This is a genomic window from Variovorax sp. HJSM1_2 (genome assembly GCF_049316285.1).
GTDB lineage: Bacteria > Pseudomonadota > Gammaproteobacteria > Burkholderiales > Burkholderiaceae_C > Rhodoferax_B.
This window is the reverse complement of the sequence record NZ_JBMOXA010000039.1, coordinates 1-19,847: the sequence shown is the minus strand read 5'-3', so window position 1 is coordinate 19,847 and position 19,847 is coordinate 1. Positions and strand designations below refer to the sequence as shown.

At 64.4% G+C, this 19,847-nt stretch carries 15 protein-coding genes; 3 read left to right on the top strand and 12 right to left on the bottom strand.

From position 1 onward, the window contains the following. Positions 1-10: 10 nt before the first annotated feature. The 3 genes from ACFQ95_RS24405 to ACFQ95_RS24395 are packed head-to-tail and all read left to right on the top strand — an operon-like array spanning position 11 to position 4,604. Positions 11-1,219, top strand: coding sequence for an efflux RND transporter periplasmic adaptor subunit (locus ACFQ95_RS24405; RefSeq protein WP_422835317.1), 1,209 nt, complete (start codon positions 11-13; stop codon positions 1,217-1,219). Continuing rightward, positions 1,216-3,213 (top strand): MacB family efflux pump subunit, encoded by a 1,998-nt coding sequence (locus ACFQ95_RS24400; RefSeq protein ID WP_422835315.1) that lies wholly within the window; start codon positions 1,216-1,218, stop codon positions 3,211-3,213. Before ACFQ95_RS24405 ends, ACFQ95_RS24400 begins: the two co-directional genes overlap by 4 nt. A gap of 8 nt (positions 3,214-3,221) precedes the next feature. Next, positions 3,222-4,604 carry an efflux transporter outer membrane subunit gene (locus ACFQ95_RS24395; RefSeq protein WP_422835314.1) on the top strand — a complete coding sequence of 461 codons (1,383 nt, stop codon included), beginning with the start codon at positions 3,222-3,224 and terminating at the stop codon, positions 4,602-4,604. Between the two features lie 13 nt (positions 4,605-4,617). Here ACFQ95_RS24395 and ACFQ95_RS24390 read toward each other — a convergent pair whose 3' ends face one another. From ACFQ95_RS24390 to ACFQ95_RS24335, 12 genes are all read right to left on the bottom strand, one after another. Then, positions 4,618-4,779 carry a hypothetical protein gene (locus ACFQ95_RS24390; RefSeq protein WP_422835312.1) on the bottom strand — a complete coding sequence of 54 codons (162 nt, stop codon included), beginning with the start codon at positions 4,777-4,779 and terminating at the stop codon, positions 4,618-4,620. 33 nt (positions 4,780-4,812) lie between these two features. Continuing rightward, on the bottom strand, positions 4,813-6,918 hold the full coding sequence (locus ACFQ95_RS24385) for a TonB-dependent receptor family protein (protein WP_422835339.1): 2,106 nt from the start codon (positions 6,916-6,918) through the stop codon (positions 4,813-4,815). 215 nt (positions 6,919-7,133) lie between these two features. After that, positions 7,134-7,841: an alpha/beta fold hydrolase gene (locus tag ACFQ95_RS24380; protein ID WP_422835310.1), complete on the bottom strand. Its 708-nt coding sequence runs from the start codon at positions 7,839-7,841 to the stop codon at positions 7,134-7,136. A gap of 10 nt (positions 7,842-7,851) precedes the next feature. Next, a complete protein-coding gene (locus ACFQ95_RS24375) occupies positions 7,852-9,039 on the bottom strand; it encodes an ABC transporter substrate-binding protein (protein ID WP_422835308.1) in 1,188 nt (395 codons plus the stop codon). A 127-nt stretch (positions 9,040-9,166) separates the two neighbouring features. Then, a complete protein-coding gene (locus tag ACFQ95_RS24370) occupies positions 9,167-10,402 on the bottom strand; it encodes a LysR family transcriptional regulator (RefSeq protein WP_422835306.1) in 1,236 nt (411 codons plus the stop codon). A gap of 188 nt (positions 10,403-10,590) precedes the next feature. After that, positions 10,591-10,719, bottom strand: coding sequence for a hypothetical protein (locus ACFQ95_RS24365; RefSeq protein WP_422835305.1), 129 nt, complete (start codon positions 10,717-10,719; stop codon positions 10,591-10,593). Between the two features lie 80 nt (positions 10,720-10,799). Further along, complete coding sequence (locus ACFQ95_RS24360) at positions 10,800-12,422, bottom strand: beta-propeller fold lactonase family protein (RefSeq protein ID WP_422835303.1); 1,623 nt, start codon at positions 12,420-12,422, stop codon at positions 10,800-10,802. A gap of 233 nt (positions 12,423-12,655) precedes the next feature. Next, a complete protein-coding gene (locus ACFQ95_RS24355) occupies positions 12,656-13,147 on the bottom strand; it encodes a DUF1579 domain-containing protein (protein WP_422835301.1) in 492 nt (163 codons plus the stop codon). Between the two features lie 102 nt (positions 13,148-13,249). Next, positions 13,250-14,743: an efflux transporter outer membrane subunit gene (locus tag ACFQ95_RS24350; RefSeq protein WP_422835299.1), complete on the bottom strand. Its 1,494-nt coding sequence runs from the start codon at positions 14,741-14,743 to the stop codon at positions 13,250-13,252. 68 nt (positions 14,744-14,811) lie between these two features. Next, positions 14,812-18,066: an efflux RND transporter permease subunit gene (locus ACFQ95_RS24345; RefSeq protein ID WP_422835298.1), complete on the bottom strand. Its 3,255-nt coding sequence runs from the start codon at positions 18,064-18,066 to the stop codon at positions 14,812-14,814. Between the two features lie 29 nt (positions 18,067-18,095). After that, the gene (locus tag ACFQ95_RS24340) at positions 18,096-19,340 is read right to left on the bottom strand and encodes an efflux RND transporter periplasmic adaptor subunit (protein WP_422835297.1); all 1,245 of its coding nucleotides are present in this window, start codon (positions 19,338-19,340) and stop codon (positions 18,096-18,098) included. 195 nt (positions 19,341-19,535) lie between these two features. After that, the coding region (locus ACFQ95_RS24335; RefSeq protein WP_422835295.1) for an alpha/beta hydrolase fold domain-containing protein at positions 19,536-19,847 on the bottom strand (312 nt) is incomplete at its 5' end.

Here is a 19,847-nt window from a genome sequence, read left to right as displayed (position 1 = left end):
GCTCAAACGAATGACCCAAGACAACTTGCGACGCGTGCGCCCTCAACCAAAAGCTTTGCGCCTGTTGGCTGCTGTGGCCCTGGCTGCTTTGGCCGTGGGCACGGCCTTGGCCTGGCGCGGCGGCGGCGCGCCGCAGTTTGAAACGGTCACGCTGACGCGTGGCGCCATCGAGTCCAGCGTCAGCGCGATTGGCACTTTGCAGCCCAGGCGTTATGTGGATGTGGGGGCGCAGGTGTCGGGCCAGGTCAACCGCTTGTATGTGAGCCCCGGCAGCGAGGTGCAAAAGGGCGCCTTGCTGGTGGAGATTGACCCCAGCGTGCAACAGGCCACGGTGGACGCCAGCCGCGCCGCGCTCGCCGGCCTGCGCGCGCAACTGGCCGACCAGCAGGCCCAGCACCGCCTGGCGCAGCAACAACACACACGCCAGCAGCAAATGCTGCGCGACGACGCCACCCGTCTGGAAGACGTGCAGACGGCCGAGGCCACACTGACCTCGGCCGGCGCCAAGATCGATTATCTAAAGGCGCAGATCGACCAGACCCAGGCCACGTTAAAGGCCGACGAAGCGCGTCTGGGCTATACCCGCATCTACGCGCCCATGGCCGGCACCGTGGTGTCGCTGGAAGCGCGCGAGGGCCAGACCCTCAACGCCACCTACCAGACGCCCAACATCCTGCGCATCGCCGACCTCTCGGCCATGACGGTGTGGACCGAAGTTTCTGAAGCCGATGTGCGCCGCGTGAAACCCGGCATGCCGGTGTACTTCACCACCCTGGGCGGGCTGGGCGAGGCCAAGCCGCGCCGCTGGAGCGGCAAGGTGCGCCAGGTGCTGCCCGCGCCGCCCGTGCCCGAAGGCAAGGCGGCCGGCACGGCGCTGGCGCCATCCACCAGCAAAGTGATTCTCTACACCGCGCTGTTCGACGTGGACAACAGCGACAGCGAACTCATGCCGCAGATGACGGCACAGGTGCACTTCGTCACCGCTGCCGCACAAGACACGCTGACCGTGCCGCTGCCCGCGTTGACACCCGTGCCCGGCGAGCCCGGCCGCTACACCGCGCGGGTGCTGCGCGCCGATGGTGCGGCCGAGCTGCGCCAGGTGCAAGTGGGCGTGCGCAACCGCACCAGCGTGCAGGTGCTCGACGGCTTGGCCGAGGGTGAAAAACTGGTGACCGGCGAAGTGGCGCGCGCCACCGGTGTGCGGCGCTTTGTGTGGTGAGTGTTGTGCAGCCACGCCAAGCGCTGATCGCTTTAGAAGACCTGCGCAAACGTTACGGTGGTGAGGGTGATGCCCCCGCGGTGGAAGTGCTGCGCGGCATCAACCTCAACATCTACGCGGGTGAGTTTGTTGCCATCGTCGGGGCCTCGGGTTCGGGCAAGTCCACGCTGATGCATTTGCTCGGCTGTCTGGACCAGGCCAGCAGCGGACGTTACCGCTTCAACGGCCAGGACGTGGCCGCGCTCGATGCCGACCAGTTGGCCTGGCTGCGGCGCGAGGCCTTTGGTTTTGTATTCCAGGGCTACCACCTGATCGCCACCGAATCGGCCAGCGAAAACGTGGAAGTGCCCGCGCTCTACGCAGGCATGGCTGAAGGCCCGCGTCGTGCACGTTCGCAGCAACTGCTGCAGCGCCTGGGCCTGGGTGACAAGCTGCAGCACCGGCCGTCGCAACTCTCGGGCGGGCAGCAGCAGCGGGTGTCGATTGCGCGCGCCCTGATGAACGGCGGGCGCATCATCCTGGCCGACGAGCCCACAGGCGCGCTCGATTCACAAAGCGGCCGCGAGGTGATGGCCTTGTTACACGAGTTGGCCGATGCGGGCCACACCATCATCCTCATCACCCACGACCGTGGCGTGGCGGCGCAGGCGCGCCGCGTGATCGAGATACGCGATGGGCAGATCGTTTCTGACACTGTTGCAGAGTCGCAAGAAAAAACGGCCGCTGTCGCTTATTCGGCGAGTGCAAGCAGCTCTCATTTTGATAGTCTTGGCTCGGCAGCAGATGAACGCCGCATATGGCTCGCAGAGTTAGGCGATGCCTTGCGCGCCGCCTGGCGCGTGATGGGTGTGAACCGCTTCCGCACCGGCCTCACGCTGCTCGGCATCGTCATCGGTGTGGCCTCGGTGATTGTGATGCTGGCGATTGGCCTGGGCACCAAGCAGCAGGTGGTGGCGCAGTTGGGTGCGTTCGGCTCCAACCTGATGTACATGGCCTCCATAGGCGAAAGCTCGCGTGTGCCGGGCCGCAGTATCACGCTGCAAGACCTCGAGGCCGTGGCCGAGCTACCCAACATCGCCCACGTATTGCCCAACGTCACCGGCAACAAAGTGGTGCGTTACGGCAACAAGGACATCCAGACCTATGTGCGCGGCACCACCGCTGCGCTGCCCACGGTGCAGACCTGGCCGGTCGCGCGCGGTGGCTTCTTCACCGCGCAGGACGAGCGTGAAATGGCCGCCGTGGCGGTGCTTGGCAGCAAGCTCGCCAAAGACCTGCTGCCCGACGAGCCCAACCCGGTGGGCCGCCACATCCTGATCGACAACCTGCCGTTCCAGGTGATAGGTGTGATGAGCGAGAAGGGCGCACTGACCGGTGACCGCGATGAAGACAGCCTGTTGCTGATGCCGTTCAGCACCGCGGGCATCAAACTGTTTGGCCAGCGTGAACCCACCTACACCGTGATTGCGGTGAAGAACGTGGACGACGCCACCGGCGTGGAGCGCACACAAGAGGCGGTGGAAGCGCTGATGCTGGAGCGCCATGGCATCAAGGACTTTGCCGTGGGTAACGCTGCGGCCTCGATTGCGGCCGAGGCCAAGACCCGCGACACCATGACCTTGATGCTGAGCCTGATTGCCGCCGTGTCGCTGGTGGTGGGCGGCATTGGGGTGATGAACGTGATGCTGATGACGGTGCGTGAACGCACCCGCGAGATCGGCATTCGTATGGCCACCGGCGCGCGCCAGCGCGACATCCTGCGCCAGTTTCTCACAGAGGCGGTACTGGTCTCGGTGGTCGGCGGCGCGATTGGCACGGCCGCAGGTTTGGCGATTGGCGGGCTGTTGATCTGGTGGGAAGTGCCGGTGATTTTCTCGGCCACGTCGATCGCCGGCGCGTTTGGCTGTTCGGTGGCCACGGGCCTGGTATTTGGCTACATGCCGGCCAAGCAGGCGGCACGCCTAGACCCCGTGGTGGCGCTGGCCGCCGAATGAAAGAAGCTGTGTTTCAACAACTCTACAAACCAGCCTTGACTGTGCTGTTGTCGGCCTTGGTGCTGGCGGGCTGCAGCAGCCTCCCTGCCGCGCAAACACCCGCTGTCGCAGCCTTGCCGGCCACATGGCAAGAGCCCACATCCGGCGCCGTCATATCGCAAGACTGGTGGCGCAGCTTTGGCAGCGACGAACTCACGGGCCTCATTACTCAGGCGCAAACGCAAAGCCTGGATGTGGCGGCCGCCGTGGCGCGTGTGCAGCAAGCCGAGGCCTCCGCGCGCATCGCAGGTGCCAGCTTGTGGCCCGAGCTCACGGCGAGCGTGAATGCCAGCCGCAGCGGCTTGCTCGGTGGCAAGGCCAGCCTGGACGCACCGGCCTACAGCACCGGCTTGGGGGCTAAATACGAGGTCGACTTTTGGGGTCGCAACCGGCTGCAGAGTGACAGCGCCCGCGCCACCTTGCGCGCCAGTGTGTTCGACCATGCCACGGTGCAATTAACCGTCACCGCCAGCGTGGCCAGCACCTGGCTGCAAACCGTGGGGCTGCAGCAGCGCGCCGATATTGCCGCTGGCAACCTGGCCAATGCCCAGCGCTTGTTGGCAGTGGTCAGCGCGCGCCAACGTGCGGGTGCGGCCACGTTACTCGATCTGGCACAGCAGCGTGGGGAGGTGGCGTCTTTGCGCCGCGCCTTGGCGGCATTGCAGCAGCAGGCGCAAGACAGCCGCATCACGCTCGGCTTGCTGTTGGGTCAAGCCACCCCTGCGCGCGTGCCCGCGCGTGTGTTGGCTGGCCTGCAGGTGCCGACCATTGGAGCCGGTCTGCCCGCTGATTTGCTGACACGCCGCCCCGACATTGCACGCGCCGAAGCGCAGCTTGCGGCGGCCGCCGCCAACGTGGGGGTGGCGCGCGCCGCAATGTTGCCCAGCTTTGTGTTGAACGCGGGGGTGGGGACGGGAAGCGAGCGCTGGAGCCGCTGGTTGGAGAACCCTTTCTACAGCCTGGCGGCGGGGTTGACCGCGCCGATTTTCGATGCGGGCCGATTGGCCTCGGGGCGCGACTTGGCACTGGCGCAGCAGCAAGAACTACTGGCCCAGTACCAAGCGGCCATTCACGCGGCAGCAGGTGATGTGGAGACCGCGCTGAACGCGGTAGCGGGCGTCGATGCGCAAGCCCTGGCACAGGCTGAAGAGTTGGCTCAGGCGCAACGCGCGTTCACACTTGCCGAGTCGCGTTACCGCGCCGGAGCTGAAACGCTGCTGGTCTTGCTGGTCACCCAGCGCAGCTTGTATGCCGCAGAAGATGCGGCGGCGCAATTGCAGCAGGCCAAGCTGTTGGCCAAGGTGGCGCTGTTCCGGGCCTTGGGCGGCGGCTGGACAAACGCCGCGTCTTGAATGGCGGCCGCCTCTAGGGCGGCAGCAGACCCAGCAGCACCCAGCAGGCCAGCGCCCAGAAGATGGTCAAGCTCAGGGCAAAACGAAGAAAGCCCAGGGGCGTGAACGGCTCTGCCTCGGTGCGCGGCGCAGCGTCTTGCGCCGGCAGCGACTCGGTTGTGGTGTTGGGGGTCATCAGGTGTGACCGGTTCAGATCTTCTGCCATGGTCTAAAACGGCAAGCTGGCCGACAAGCCCAGCAACCAGGTGCGGCCGGGGGCGGGTTCAAAGAAGCGGCTATTGCCCTCGTTGACGATGACCGAGCCGATGTAGCGTTTGTTCAGCAAATTATCGCTGCGAACAAAACTCTCCACTTCCCAGGCGCCAAGTTTGGCCAGGTAACCGACGAAGGCCGACCCCATGCCGTAGCCCGCAGCGGCATCTGAATTCCGGTCGTTCACATAGACCTGGCTCAGCACGCGCCATTCCAGGCCCGCGCGCCAACCCTGGGGCGGTGCCCAGGTGGCGCTGGCAAACAGCGTGTTTTGTGCCAGCCCGGGAATACGCTTGCCCGCCGATGGGCCTTCCGAGTAGCGTGCGTCGAGTGCGGTGTAGGCCACCTGGGCGCGCAGGTTCTTCAGTAACTCTTGCGACCAGCCCAATTCCAGCCCGTTGCGGCGCGTGCGGCCGGCATTTTGGTAGGTGGCGCGGCCGCCCACGTTGGTCAGGGTTGCGATTTCGTTGTCGGTCTCGGTGCGGAACACGGCGGCGGTCCATTCACCGGTTTGCTCCGAGAGTGATTTGAGTCCGACTTCAAAGCTGCGGCTGGTGGCGGCCGTCAAACCGAAGTTCAGGCCGGTTTGGCCGTTTGGCCGGTACGACAGTTCGTTCAAGGTCGGGGTCTCGAAACCCTTGCCTGCCGAGGCATACACACGCATGCCGTTGTCGAGCGCATAGCTCGCGCCCAGCACGGGCAAGGTGGCGCCGTAGTGGGCGCTGCCGCTGTCGTTGGGGTTGGCCGCCGTGACGTAGTGGTCTTGGGAATCGAACTGGATGCCGCTGTGGCGCAGGCCTGCGTTCACCGTCCAGCGTGGCGCTGGTTTCCACTCGGCTTGTATGTATTGGTCGAAGCTGGTGACGTGGTTGCGTTCGTCGCGGCGCAGCTTGCCTTCCACGCCGGTGGTGCTGCCGACGAAGTTTTCATAACCACGGCGGTTTTCCCAAAGGCCGTCGTACGACAGCCCGGCCACCACGGTCAGCGGCGTGCCCGCTGCCGCGCCGCGCCAGGTCCAGCGCAGATCGGTGCCGCCGTAGTTGCGCTCCAGCGCAATCACGCCGCCGGGGTGCAGCGGGTTGAGCTGTACCGCTACCGGAATCGCCTGGTATTGCGTGGTGCTGCGCTCGCCGCCGTACAGCGTGACCTGGAATGTATTGGCGCTGTTCACGCGGTGTTCGTATACCAGGCCGGCCTGGGTCTGGTCCATGGATTTACGGGTGTCGAATGTCAGTGCCACGGGGTCGACACCACGCGGGTTGGCGGTGAACTGCGCACGCGTCAAACCCAGCGGGTCCTGCGCCTCGGGCAGTCGCACGCGGTTGGCCACCAGGGTGAGCTTGCCGTCGTCGGTGGGCCTCAAAGTGAGTTTGGCGTTGGCCAAGCTACGCTCGGCCTGGCTGTGGTCGCGGTAGCCATCGGTGTTGAACTGGCTGGCCGACACCACGTAGCCCACGCCGCTGTCGCCGTCATCCGAATGAGCTGAATTGCCGCTGGCCTGCACGCCGTAGCGCCGCAGGCCATCGCTGCCCACACCCGCCGAGAGCGTGAGGCGTGGCGCGCCCTGGCCTTCTTCGGTGAACACCTGCAGCACACCACCGGAGGAGTTGCCGTACAGCGCCGAGAACGGTCCACGCAGCACTTCTATGCGCCCGGCCGACGACAGATCGACGTGTGAGATCTGGCCCTGGCCATCGGGCAGGGTGGCGGGAATCTGATCGACATAAAGCCGCACGCCGCGAATGCCGAAGCTGGCGCGTGCGCCGAAGCCGCGCACCGAGATCTGCACGTCTTGCGCGTAGTTTTGCCGGTCGCGTGCGGCCAGGCCGGGCACGCCGCCCAAGCTCTCGGAGATGTTGACCTGCGCGTGGCCCAGCCGTATGCCCTGGCCGTCTATGCGGTCGATCGAGGCGGGCAGGTCTATGGGGTCGACCTCGGTGCGGGTGGCCGTGACCACCATGGCGCGCAGTGCCGGCGGGTCGGTGATCTCGGGGCGTTCGGCAGCGGGCTCTGGTATGGCTTGTGCAGAGATGGCCAGGGGGAGACCACCAGCCGCCGCCATACATGCCGCGAGCCGGGTGGGAAGGAAACGGAAAAAAGCTGCCATAGACGTGTTGCCCCGCACTATAGAGCGAGCCGCCCGGGCAGATTAAATACACGGGCCAATACCCGTAGTCTCGGCAGTCACTGGCCTTGCGGCCGCAGCGCTTCACCGGTGCAGGTTTGTACCCAGCGGCACCTATGTTTGGGGCGCACGCAGGGCGCCCAAGCGCTTCTTCAGCGTTGCAAGCAGCGCAGCAGGCTGGCGGCCACGGCCTGCGCTTGCTCCATGGGTGCCATGTGGCCGGCTTCTGCAATCACGTCCATCTGGGCGTGTGGCACGAGTAGATGCATTTCGGCATGTTGCGCGGGCGAGGCCCAGCTGTCCTGTGCGCCGCACTGCAGCAGCGTGGGTATGCGCAGCGCGCGCAGCACGTCCGAAGCATCGGGGCGGTCCAGCAGTGCCTTGATCTGGCAGGCAAAAATATCTGCGGTTTTCAAGTCGAACATGTCCAGCACCGCATTCACCAAGGCGGTATCCTGCAGGCGCGCGGGATGCACCATGCCTTGCACCCAGGTTTGGGCCATGGCGCGCACCCCTTGGTGGCGGGCCAGCTCCAGCAGTTCGTAGCGTTTGCTGGCTTCGCGTTCACCGGCGTCACCGCCGGGGCGGGCCAGGTAGCCGGTGTCGAGCAGCGCCAGGTGTGTCACACGCTGTGGCGCCATGCGCACCACTTCCAGTGCCACCCGGCCGCCCATGGAATGGCCCGCCAAGGCAAAGCTTGGCGGTGCTTGTGCCAGCACTTGATGGGCCATGACCTGCAGGTTCTGCGCCATGCCATAGTCGGCGACCCAGGGTTTGATGTGCTGGGGCAGCCAGGGGTAGAGAGGGGTCCAGACATGTGCATCACACATCAGGCCAGGAAGAAGAACCAGTGTTTGCATGGTGGCGGAATTACTTGGCCGCTTTGGCCGGGTCTTTGACGGCGGTAAAGGTCTGCATTTCGGTGTTCCAGAGTTGGCCGCCGACTTTTTCAACCTTGCGCACATAGATGTTGTGCACCACATCGCGGGTTTGCGGATCGATCAGCACCGGACCGCGCGGGCTCTCGAAGCTCTGGCCCTTCATGGCTTGCAGCAAGGCGTCGCCGCCTTCACCCTTGGTGGCCTTGGCCGCGTCGTAGATCACATGCATGCCGTCATATGCCCCTACGGCCATGAAGTTGGGGCGTGCGCCGCCATTGGCTTTGCCAAAGGCTTCGACAAATGCCTTGTTGGTGGGTGAGTTGTGCGATGCCGAGTAATGGTGTGTCGAGACCACACCCAACGCCACCTCGCCCATGCCGTCCAGAATGTCGTCGTCGGTGACGCTGCCTTCGGCAATCACGCGAATGCCGGCCTTGTCCATGCCGCGCTCGGAAAACTGCTTCATCAGCGCTGCACCCACGCCAGACGGCACAAAGGTGAACAGCGCATCCGGCTTGATGTCGCGTACTTTTTGCAGGAAAGGCGCGAAGTCGGGATTGCGCAACGGCACGCGCAGGCTCTCCACCACCGTGCCGCCTTGCGCCACGAAGCGCTGGTTGAACCAGGTTTCAGAATCGACGCCGGGTGCATAGTCGGTGACCAGGGTGACCACCTTCTTGATGTTGTTCTTCGCCGCCCAATCGGCCAGCACCGTGACCACCTGTGGCACGGTGAAGCTGGTGCGCACGATGTAGGGCGAGGCTTCGGTGATGCTGGCGGTGGCCGCAGCCATCACCACCATGGGCGTTTTGGATTGGCTAGCGATGGGTGCCGTGGCCATGGCCAGCGGCGTGAGCCCAAAGCCGGCGAGCACCTGCACCTTGTCGGTGACCACCAGTTCCTGCGCCAGGCGTTTGCTGACCTCGGGCAGGCCGGTGTCGTCTTTGACGATCAACTGCAGTTTCTTGCCGCCCACGCTGTCGCCGTTTTGAGCGATGTACAAACGCGCGGCGGCCTCCAGCTGTTTGCCGGTGGAGGCGAAGGGGCCGGTCAGCGGCAGGATCAGGCCGACCTTGAAGCTGTTGTCTTGGGCGAAAGCGGTGCTGCCCAGACCCAGGGTCAGGGCTGCGGCGGCAACGGCGCGTACGCCCGCGTGAAGAAGGTGGCGTTTTTGCATGGGGCTTGTCTCCGTCTCGTTGTTCGAATGTCCTCGCAGCATCGTCTGGCTGCTTGGGCTGGGCCGTAGTGTGAGTCGGTGCGCGGCAGGCGTCCAATGCAAAGCCCTGTTGAGCTATGCAATTTGCTTATTGGATCGGTTTTGAATGCGGCCCCTGCAAGATGCGGGAGATGTCATCAAAGGCTTCCAGCAAGGCGCTCGCGGCAGGCGTGGGCAGGTAGTTGCGGCGCCGCATCAGGCCTATGCGTCGCTCGGTGTAGGCCGTGGGCAGGCGCAGTTGCGCGAGCAGGCCGGCCTTGATCTCGCGCGCCACCTGGCGCGGCGCCATCAGCGCCAGCCGGTCGCTGTTGGCCAGCATGGCCTGCATCATCAGCGCGCTGTTGGCGCGCAACTGTTCGGCCGGGAACGGGAGCTTGGCGGCTTGCAGGATGTGGCGCAGCGCGGCCTCGGCCGGGGTGTTGGGCATGGGCAGCACCCACGGTGCGTTGCGCAGGTGCGACCAGGCCAGCCGGCGCTTGAGCGCCAGCGGGTGACCGCCGCGCACGACCACGGCCAGTTCGTCGTCGAACAACACCTCTTGCGCCACATCGTCGGCAGGTGGCTGATCGCGCAGCGCGCCGATGATGAAGTCGACCTCGGCGCGGCGCAACTGCTGCACCAGTGCATCGAAGGTGCCGTCGATGATGGTGAGCTGCACGCCGGGCTCGCGCGCCAGGACTTGCTCCACCGCCGGCGGCAGCAGCATGGCGGTGGAAAACGGCAACGTGCCCACCACCAGTCGCCCTTGCAGCGGGCCTTGTGCTGTGTGCCACTCGTCGTCGGCCTGGCGGAGTTCGGCCAAGGCCAGCCGCGCGGCTTGCAGCACAGCTTCGCCGCTGTCGTCGAGCTTGAGGCCATTGCGCGAGCGGATGAACAAGGCTGCACCGGCCATGTGTTCCAACTGTGCAAGCGATTGGTGCACCGCCGATTGACTGATGCCCAGGGCTGCTGCCGCAGCGCTTTCGCTGCCGCCGTGTGCCAGGGCTTGCAGCGCCTGGATGTGGCGCAGGCCGATGCCGCGTGCCAGCGGGCTGGTGTGCCAGGCTTCTGGCTGTGTGCGTCGGTTGCGGTGTTGGTCTGCAGCGGCGAATTGCTGCAGCGCGCGGGCCGCACGCACGGCCAACTGGCGCCCTTGCGGCGTGGGCAGCATGCCGCGCGCCGCGCGTTCAAACAGGGCGACTGTCAACACCTGCTCCAAGCGTGCCACGGCGCGCGCCACGGACGACTGCGCCACATGTAATTGCGCGGCGGCTTGCTGGCTGCTGCCCGCTTCGGCCACGGCGGCGATGAAGCGCAGCAGGTGCAGGTGGGGGAGAAAAAGCATGGGCCGACTATAAAGCCGGCCAGCCGCTGTTTGAGGCGGCGGTGTGCCACGTTTCAGTGGCTGATGATGAAGTTGAAGTCGCGCGAAGTGTTGGGGGCGAGGGCGAGCGGCATGTCATCTCCTTGCGCTTTTTTGTGCAGTGGGGCGAGTGCCTGCCCCATGCCCTGATGCGCTGCAGCGGCCGTGGATCATCGGGCCACGGAGCGGGCCAAAGAGGATTGCGCCACGGGCAGTTGCGCGTCAGCCTGTTGGCTGCAGCCTGCATCGGCCACGGCGGCCACGCCGCGTAGCAGACGCAGATGCGGCAGAAAGCGCATTTGCCGACCATGTTGTTGGGGCGAAATGCGCCAGGGAGAGGCGTCGCCGCCAGCATGGCCCTGGCCCCATGGCGTGGAAACTACTTGGTGATGACGATGGCCGTGGGACCTGCGAGGCCGGCCATGGTTCCCGCCGCTGTTAATGCGCCCGTGGCGGCGTTCACGGAGTAGATGGACACCGTGTTGTCGTTCACGTTCGCGACATAAACAAATTTGCCAGATGGGTCCACGGTCACTGCCGTCGGATAGGTGCCAGTTGCGACAGTTCCCACTAGCGTCAGCCCCCCGGTGCTGGTGTTGATGGCCCAGGCGGATACGGTGTTGTCGGAGGAGTTCACCACGTACACGAATTTGGCCGATGCGTCCGAGGCTGCTGTCGTCGGATGGGCTCCGGTTGAGAAGGTGGCCACTTGCGTGAGAATTCCCGAACTTGCGTCGATGGTGTGGGCAGATATGGTGTTGCTGAAGGGATAGATCACGTAGACGAACTTGCCGGATGCATCCGAGATGACAGCGTTGGGGAGACTGCCAACCGTGATATGGGCAATCAATGTCATGGCCCCTGTGTCTGCATTGAGGGCATAGGCAGAGACGCTATTGCTCATGGTATTGGCGACGTAGGCAAACCTGCCAGAAGGCTCGATGGTGATGTCGCGGGGTTGGGTCCCGGTGCTGATCGATGTTGTCTGCGTCAATGCTCCTGTGCTGGTGTTGATCGCATAAGCAGTCACAGAGTTAAGGGCCGTGTTGAGACTGTATGCAAATTTGCCTGACGGTGCTACGGTTACCGAGTTCTGATTGGTGCCTGTGACCAATGAGCCCGAGGTTGTCAGTGCCCCCGTGCTGGCATCGACGGTGTAGGAGCTTAGATTGCCGCCGCCGTTGGCATTTGACGCATAGACAAACTTGCCCGATGGATCCGCCGCCACGGCGTTCGGGTTGGCGCTTCCAGTTGTGACGGAGCCAATCGAAGTCAACGCGCCAGTACTGGCGTTGATGGCATACGCGGACACGGAATTGCTGCCGCTGTTGGTTATGTACGCAAAACGCCCGATCGGTGTGATGCAGTTGATCGCAATATTGGTGACCGAAGCACTGATCGTGCCGCTGCCACTGGTGACGGTGCAGGTTTGCGCAGGTACGCGGGGCTGGGTCTGCACCGTCACGTTATAGGTGCCGCCGATGACTGCCGCCGTGGCAAATGTGAAGTTGCCATCGGCTGAAACTGCCAGGTTGTCGGCACCCTTGTTTTGCAGCACCAAGCCGCTGCCGACCAGCCCGCTGACCGTACCGCCCACCGTGTAAACCGGTGTAGTGACGCAGGTGACCGCTACGTTGGAGATGGCAGTATTGGCTTGCCCCGAGCCGTTCGCCACCGTGCAAGTTTGCGCGGGCGCGCTAGGTTGGGTGCGCACCGAGACGTTGTAAGCCGCACCGCTGGTCACGGTTGTGGCAAAGGTGAAGCTGCCGTTGGCCGAAACCGCCAGATCGTCGCCCGCATTGTTTTGCAATACCAGGCCGCTACCAGCCAAATCACTGACCGAGCCTGCGATGCTGTAGGAGTTGGCTGTACCTGCGCCTGCCGACAAGAGGTTTGTGTGGCCGTCGCCGCCGCCGCAGGCGACCAGAAAAGCGCCACTGGTGATGACGATCAAACTGCTCAGAGTGTGACGAAAAGAAGTGAGGATGCGTGGGACGGGCATGTTGATTTTGAAAAGGTGTCTAATCAAATGATTCTATTTGTATTTAGATGTAACAAAATTTGGACTGTATAAGGCCGGCAGAGAGAGGGGGAGTCGGCTGGTTCGCCGCGTCGGTCGTGCGTGGTGCTGATGCGGGCCACCTGGGGTGGGAATTGTCGCAAATGACCGCAGATGGCCGCAGATGAGAATGGTTTGGCGCAGTTTTGGCTGCGACCCCTAGGCCCTGAACAGCTTCAGGTCGCCCGCGAGAAGTCCATGACCCAGTTGGTCTCCCAAGTGGCGCCGCCATCGGCTGAAAACGCCTGCTCCCAGCGCGGACTGTTTGTATGACCTGGTGTCCAGATGAAGCGCACGCGTATCGGTTTGCCGTCGAGGATGTCGTCGGCGTAGAAGCTGCCTACACCGTTGTTGAACCGGCCACGCACCGGGGTGTCCAGTGCGCTGGCGTTGCGCATGTCCAGCCACCAGATCGACCAGGTGTTGCTGTCGTGGCTGTACGAACGCATGGCTACGGCGCGCACCGAGCCTTCTGGAAAGTGCAGGAGGTTGTCTTCCAGATTGCCATAACCACCGAGGATTTTGGTGGTCGACGATTCGCCTTTGAACCTGGTCCATTCCTGGCAGTTGACCAGGCGCAGATTGAGCCGCTGGTGCTGAACGGTCCAGTGGCCCATGATGAAGTCAAAATCGCCCGGGGCGTTGGGGTCGAGTGACAGGGGGGGCATGTTGGCTCCTTCGAGTTTGTGGTTCGAAGAAGTTTGCGCCCCAATACCTGCCATCGAATGGCATGTATTGGGGCGCTTTCGGCGTTAACGCCTTTGTTACGCTTAGTTTGTCGTATTGGCGCTGGCCAGGGCCTGCGGTGCGGCCACGGTGCCCTGCACCGGCACATCCCAACCACCACCCAGCGCCCGGATCAGCATCACGGTCGATTGGTATTGCGCCGAGCGCACTTCCACGGCCTGGCGGCGGTTGCGCAGTTCGCTGCGGCGCGCGTCCAACAGGTCGAGCTGGCTCACCAGGCCGTTGCGGTAACGCACATCGCTGATGCGTGTGGCGCGGGTGGCTGATTCGACTGCGCGGTCCTGGGCCTGGGTTTGTTCGCTCAGCAGGCGCAGTGCAGCCAGTTGGTCTTCCACCTCTTTGAAGGCGCCGAGCACCTGGCCACGATAGGCGGCGCTGGCACCGTCTAGCTGGGCTTGTGCTTGCGCCACACCGGCTTCACGGCGGCCGCCGTCGAAGATGGGCAACGACAGCAGCGCACCCACACCCCAGGCACGGGCGCCCCAACTGAACACGTCGCCGAGTTCGGTGGAGGCATAGCCGCCCGCTGCGGTGAGCGAAACGTTGGGGTACCAGGCGGTTTGCGCCACGCCCACGCGTGCCTGTGCGGCCAGCAGGTTGCTTTGCGCGGCCGAGATGTCGGGGCGGCGAGTGAGCACAGTGGCGGGCACGCCTGTGGGGATGATGGGCAACGCGGCGCGCCAGTCGGCCTGGTCGAGCGCTTGTACGCTGAAGCTGGAGGCCGATTCGCCCACCAGCACGGCCAGCGCGTGTTCCAGCGCGGCGCGTTGGCGGTCGAGTGCCAGCGCATCCGATTCGGTGGAGGCGACTTCGGTGCTGGCGCGGGCCACGTCTAGCTCGGCCAGGTCACCGGCTTGTTGACGGCGTTCGGTCAGGCGCAGTGTGTCGCGGTATGCGGCCACGGTTTCGCGCACCAGGGCGCGTTCAGCATCGAGCGAGCGCAGTGCCAAATAGGTTTGTGCCACATCGGCTTGTACCAGCAGGCGTGTGCTTTGCAGCAGGGCGGCGCGGCCTTGTGCGTCCAGGCTGGCCGCATTGGTGGCGCGCGAGAGTTTGCCAAACAGGTCCAGCTCGTACGAAAAGCGCAGACCGGCCGCGCCCAGCGAGGCCGGCACGGAGCCGCCAGCGGTGTCGGCGCCGGCGGCGCGGTTGATGCCCCCGTTTGCGCTGATTTGCACCGACTGGTCGGCCTTTGCGGTGCGCAGCAAGGCTTGGGCTTGCGCCAAGCGCGAAGCGGCTTCGGCAATGCTGGTGTTGTGGGTGGCGGCTTGGGCAATCAGTGCGTCCAACTGCGGATCGTTGAACACGCGCCACCAGGCACCACGGTCAGCGGCTTCAGCGGGGGCGGCTTGCACCCAGCGGCCGGTGTTGGTGTTGGCGGCAGCGGTGGTTTCCTTGAACGCAGCGGGGGCGGCGGCCAGGGCTTGCGGATCGACGTCCGGCACGTTGGCGCAACCGGCCAGTACCAGGGCCGCGAAGAGCGGAGCCAGGGCAGGGCGGAATAAGAAGGTCTTCATGTTGATTCTCCGTATCTCTCGTGAGGCCGCAGCTTTTGGGGCTGCGGCGGCTCTCTCATCTATGGCGGTTATTCCAAGGACTTCAGCGGTGCTGCAGGCAGCGGGCGCATGTCGCCGCCACCATGGCTTGCCGGATGGTCGGCAGACACAAACGCATCTTGTGTATGCGGCTCGGTGCCATGCAGCTTGAGTGCACGGTTGCCGGCGAGGCGGCGCATCAGCACGTAGAACACCGGGGTGAGGAACAGGCCGAAGGCGGTCACACCAATCATGCCGGCGAACACCGCCACACCCATGGCCGAGCGCATTTCGGCACCCGCGCCGGTGGACAGCACCAGCGGCAGCACACCCATCACAAAGGCCAGCGAGGTCATCAGAATCGGGCGCAGGCGCAGCCGGCTGGCTTCAATCGCCGCCTGGATGGGCGTACGACCAGCAAACTCCAACTCGCGTGCAAACTCGACGATCAGGATCGCGTTCTTCGCGCTGAGGCCGACCAGCACAATGAGCCCGATTTGTGTGAACACGTTGTTGTCGCCGCCGTGTATCCACACGCCGGTCATGGCCGCCAGTATGCCCATGGGCACGATCAAGATGATGGCCAGCGGAAGCGTCAGGCTTTCGTATTGCGCGGCCAACACCAGGAACACCAGCAGAATCGCCAGCGGGAACACCAGCAGCGCAGAGTTGCCGGCCAGGATTTCCTGGTAGGTCAGCTCAGTCCACTCAAAGCTCACACCCTTGGGCAGGGTTTCAGCGGCAATGCGGTTGATCGCATCCTGCGCCTGGCCGGACGAGAAGCCGGGCGCCGGGCCACCGTTGATGTCGGCGGCCAGGTAGCCGTTGTAGCGCATGGCGCGTTCCGGGCCGAAGCTGGAGTTCACCTTCATCAGCGCCGACAGCGGCACCATCTCGCCCGAGGACGAGCGCACCTTCAGCAGGCCCACGTCTTCGGCGCGCGCGCGGTAGGGCGCATCGGCCTGCACACGCACGCTGTAGGTGCGGCCGAACTTGTTGAAGTCGTTGGCGTACAGGCTGCCCAGGTAGATCTGCATGGTGTCGAAGATGTCGGTCACCGGCACACCGAGCTGGCGCGCCTTGGTGCGGTCGATGTCGGCGTAGAGCTGCGGCACGTTGACCTGCCAGCTGGTGAACATGCCAGCGAGTTCAGGCGTCTGGTAGGCCTTGGCCATGAAGGCTTTGACGGCCTTGTCCATCTCGTCGTAACCCAGGCCACCACGGTCTTCGAGTTGCAGCTTGAAGCCGCCAGTGGTGCCCAGACCCGCCACAGGTGGCGGTGGGAACATCACGATGAAGGCGTCCTGGATGCTGCCGAAGGCCTGGTTCAACTGACCCGCCACGGCACCGCCGCTCTGGTCGCCGCGCTTGCGCTCTGCAAAAGGCTTCAACGTGGCAAACACGATGCCCGAGTTGGAGCTGTTGGTGAAGCCGTTGATCGACAGGCCGGGGAAGGCAATTGCGTCCTCGACGTTCGGGTTTTGCTTGACGATGTCGCCCATGCGCTTGATCACGTCTTCGGTGCGGTCCAGCGTGGCGCCATCGGGCAACTGCGCAAAACCAATCAGGTATTGCTTGTCTTGTGCCGGCACAAAGCCGCTGGGCACGGCCTTGAACAGGCCAAAGGTCACGCCTATCAGCGCCAGGTAGATCACCATCATCAAGGTCTTGCGGCCGATGACGGACTTCACGCCGCCGCTATAGGCTTCGGAGCCACGGTGGAAGAAGCGGTTGAAGGCACGGAAGAAACCACCAAACACCTTGTCCATGCCACGTGTCAGTGCGTCTTTGGGTGCATCGTGGCTGCGCAGCAGCAGAGCGGCGAGCGCCGGTGACAGCGTCAGCGAGTTGATGGCCGAGATCACGGTGGAGATGGCAATCGTCACCGCGAACTGGCGGTAGAACTGGCCGGTCAGGCCGCTGATGAAGGCCAGTGGCACAAACACGGCGACCAGCACCAGGGCAATGGCGATGATGGGGCCCGACACTTCTTTCATGGCGCGGTAGGTGGCGTCACGTGGCGACAGGCCGGCTTCGATGTTGCGTTCTACGTTTTCCACCACCACGATGGCGTCGTCCACCACAATGCCTATGGCCAGCACCAGGCCAAACAGGCTTAGCGCGTTGATAGAGAAACCCAGAATGTGCAGCACGGCAAACGTGCCCACCACCGACACCGGCACGGCCAGCAAAGGAATGATGGACGCGCGCCAGGTCTGCAGGAACAGGATCACCACCAGCACCACCAGCGCAATCGCTTCGAGCAGCGTGTGGATCACCGATTCAATCGAGGCACGCACAAATTGCGTGGGGTCGTAGGCGATGCGGAACTCCACACCCTCAGGCATGTTTTGCTGCAACTCGGCCATGGTTTTGCGCACGTTGGACGAGATGTCGAGTGCGTTGGAGCCGGGCGACTGGAACACACCCATGCCCACGGCGGGGTCGTTGTTCAGCAGCGAGCGCAGCGAGTAGTCGGCAGCGCCCATTTCCAGGCGGCCGATGTCGCGCAACCGGGTCACGGCGCCGTCGGTGCCACTCTTGACGATGATGTCGCCAAATTCTTCTTCACTTTGCAGGCGGCCCTGGGCGTTGATCGACAATTGCATGTCCACACCCGGCTGGCCGGGTGATGCACCGACCACACCGGCGGCCGCCTGGATGTTCTGGCCACGGATGGCCGCCACCACGTCGCTGGCCGACAGGCCACGCTGCGCCACCTTTTGTGGATCGAGCCAGACACGCATGGCGTAGTCGCCGCCGCCAAAGATCTGCACCTGGCCCACGCCCTGGATGCGCGCCAGACGGTCTTTGATGTTGAGCACCGCGTAGTTGCGCAGGTAGTTCATGTCGTAGCGGTTGTTCGGCGAGACCAGGTGCACCACCATGGTCAGGTCGGGCGCGCTCTTGACGGTGGTCACACCCAGGCGGCGCACTTCTTCGGGCAGGCGTGGCTCGGCTTGCGAGACGCGGTTCTGCACCAGTTGTTGCGCCTTGTCGGGGTCGGTGCCGAGCTTGAAGGTCACGGTCAGCGTCATCACGCCATCCGTCGTGGCCTGGCTGCCCATGTAGAGCATGCCTTCCACACCGTTGATCTGCTCTTCCAGTGGCGTGGCCACGGTCTCGGCGATCACCTTGGGGTTGGCGCCGGGGTATTGCGCACGCACCACGACTTGCGGCGGAGCCACTTCGGGGTACTCGGAAATCGGCAGGCTGCGCAGGGCCAGCAGCCCCGACACAAAGATGAGTACCGACAGCACACCCGCAAAAATCGGGCGGTCGATAAAAAATTTAGTGAAGTTCATGTTTTATGGCTCCGTAGAGAATTTCTCTCTCAGGATTTCGCGAGTTTTTCCGCTTGGGCTGCAACTGGTTTGCTGCCGTCCATGGGCACCACTTCTGGCGCGACCACCGCGCCAGGGCGCACACGTTGCAGGCCGTTCACGACCAGGCGGTCGCCAGCGGCCAGGCCCTTGGTGACCACACGCAGGCCGTTGACCGATGCACCCAGCGTGACTTCGCGGTAGGCCACGGTGTTGTCGGCGCCGACCAGCATCACAAACTTCTTGTCCTGGTCGGTGCCCACGGCGCGTTCGTTCACCAGCACGGCGGTCTCGGACTTGGGTTGGCCCATACGGATACGCGCAAACTGGCCGGGGATCAGGCTGCCGTCGGCATTGTCAAAAATGGCGCGCACACGCAGCGTGCCGCTCTTGGCGTCGACCTGGTTGTCGACCAATTGCAGGCGGCCCTTGATCGGTGTGTCGCTGGTGGCAGCGGTGCCCATTTGCACGGGGATGCTGTTCAACGCACGCGCGCCGTTGTGGCTGGGCAGGTCTTTCAAGGCGCGGGCGATCACACCTTCGTCGGCATCAAAGCTGGCGTAGATCGGGCTGATGGACACCAGCGTGGTCAACACCGGTGCGCCGGGGCCCGAGGCCACCAGGTTGCCCACGGTGACTTCGAGCTTGCCCACACGGCCCGCCACGGGTGCACGCACCTGGGTGTAGTCCAGGCTGAGCTTGGTGGTTTGCAGGCCGGCTTGCGCGGCACGCAGGTTGGCTTCGGCTTCACGCAGCGCGTTCACCCGTTCGTCCAGTTCACGCTGGGCGATGGCTTGTTCGGCCCACAGGCGTTTGGCGCGTTCATGTTCACTTTGTGTGTGTTGCACGCGGGCCTGGGCGGCGGCCAGCTGGGCCTGGCTGCGCTCCACTTCGGCGGCATACGGTGCGGGGTCTATGGTGATCAGCAGGTCGCCCTTTTGCACCAGCGCACCTTCGCGGAAATGCACCGATTGCACGGCGCCGGAGACGCGCGAGCGAATGTCCACACGTTCCACCGCCTCCATACGGCCAGAGAATTCCGACCAGGCGTTGACCTGGCTCTCGGCCACCGTCGCCACCGACACCGGAATTGCCGGCGGCGCGACCGGTGCGTCGTTGGCGACAGCGTTGCTGCTGTGCACTCCAAAGCTGATGCCAATGGCGGCGGCGGCAGCCGTGACAACGGCGGCGGTGGTCCAGACCACGCTGCGGCGCATTTGTGGGGTGGATGGGTTGGTTTTTTCAGCGTTGTTCATGGCAAATCCTCCGGTCTTCAAATCAACAAAAGTCAAAAACAAAAAAAGCTGCCGCTGCAAACCCCGGCAAAAGGGGTGCGCAAAGGCGGGTTTGTCTCGGTGCGCCGCATCAACAGTCCATGCGGCGGCCAGCCTGGGCTCAATGGGCCAGGTCAACGGCTAGGGGCGGTTTACGTGGGTGGGGCCGCTACGGCATCAACACCCTGGGGCTGCGGCTGCACCTGTCGCAGCGGGATGGAAGAATTCGCGCAGGTGCTCGCGAACAGTGACCGCAAAGGCGCATTCACCCACGGGCGGGCCAATCAAGGTTTCGGGCCAGCCTGCGGCGGGCAATACACGGTAGGTGACATCGATACCGGCCTGGCCCAGCTTCTCGGCGTAGGCGCGGGCTTCGTCGCGCATCGGGTCGTCGGCCCCGCTCAGCACCAGGGTGGGCGGCAGTTGCGCCAGGCGGCGCGAGCCACCGGGCACGGCGTAGGGGTGCTCGGCGTCCATGGGGCAGCGCAG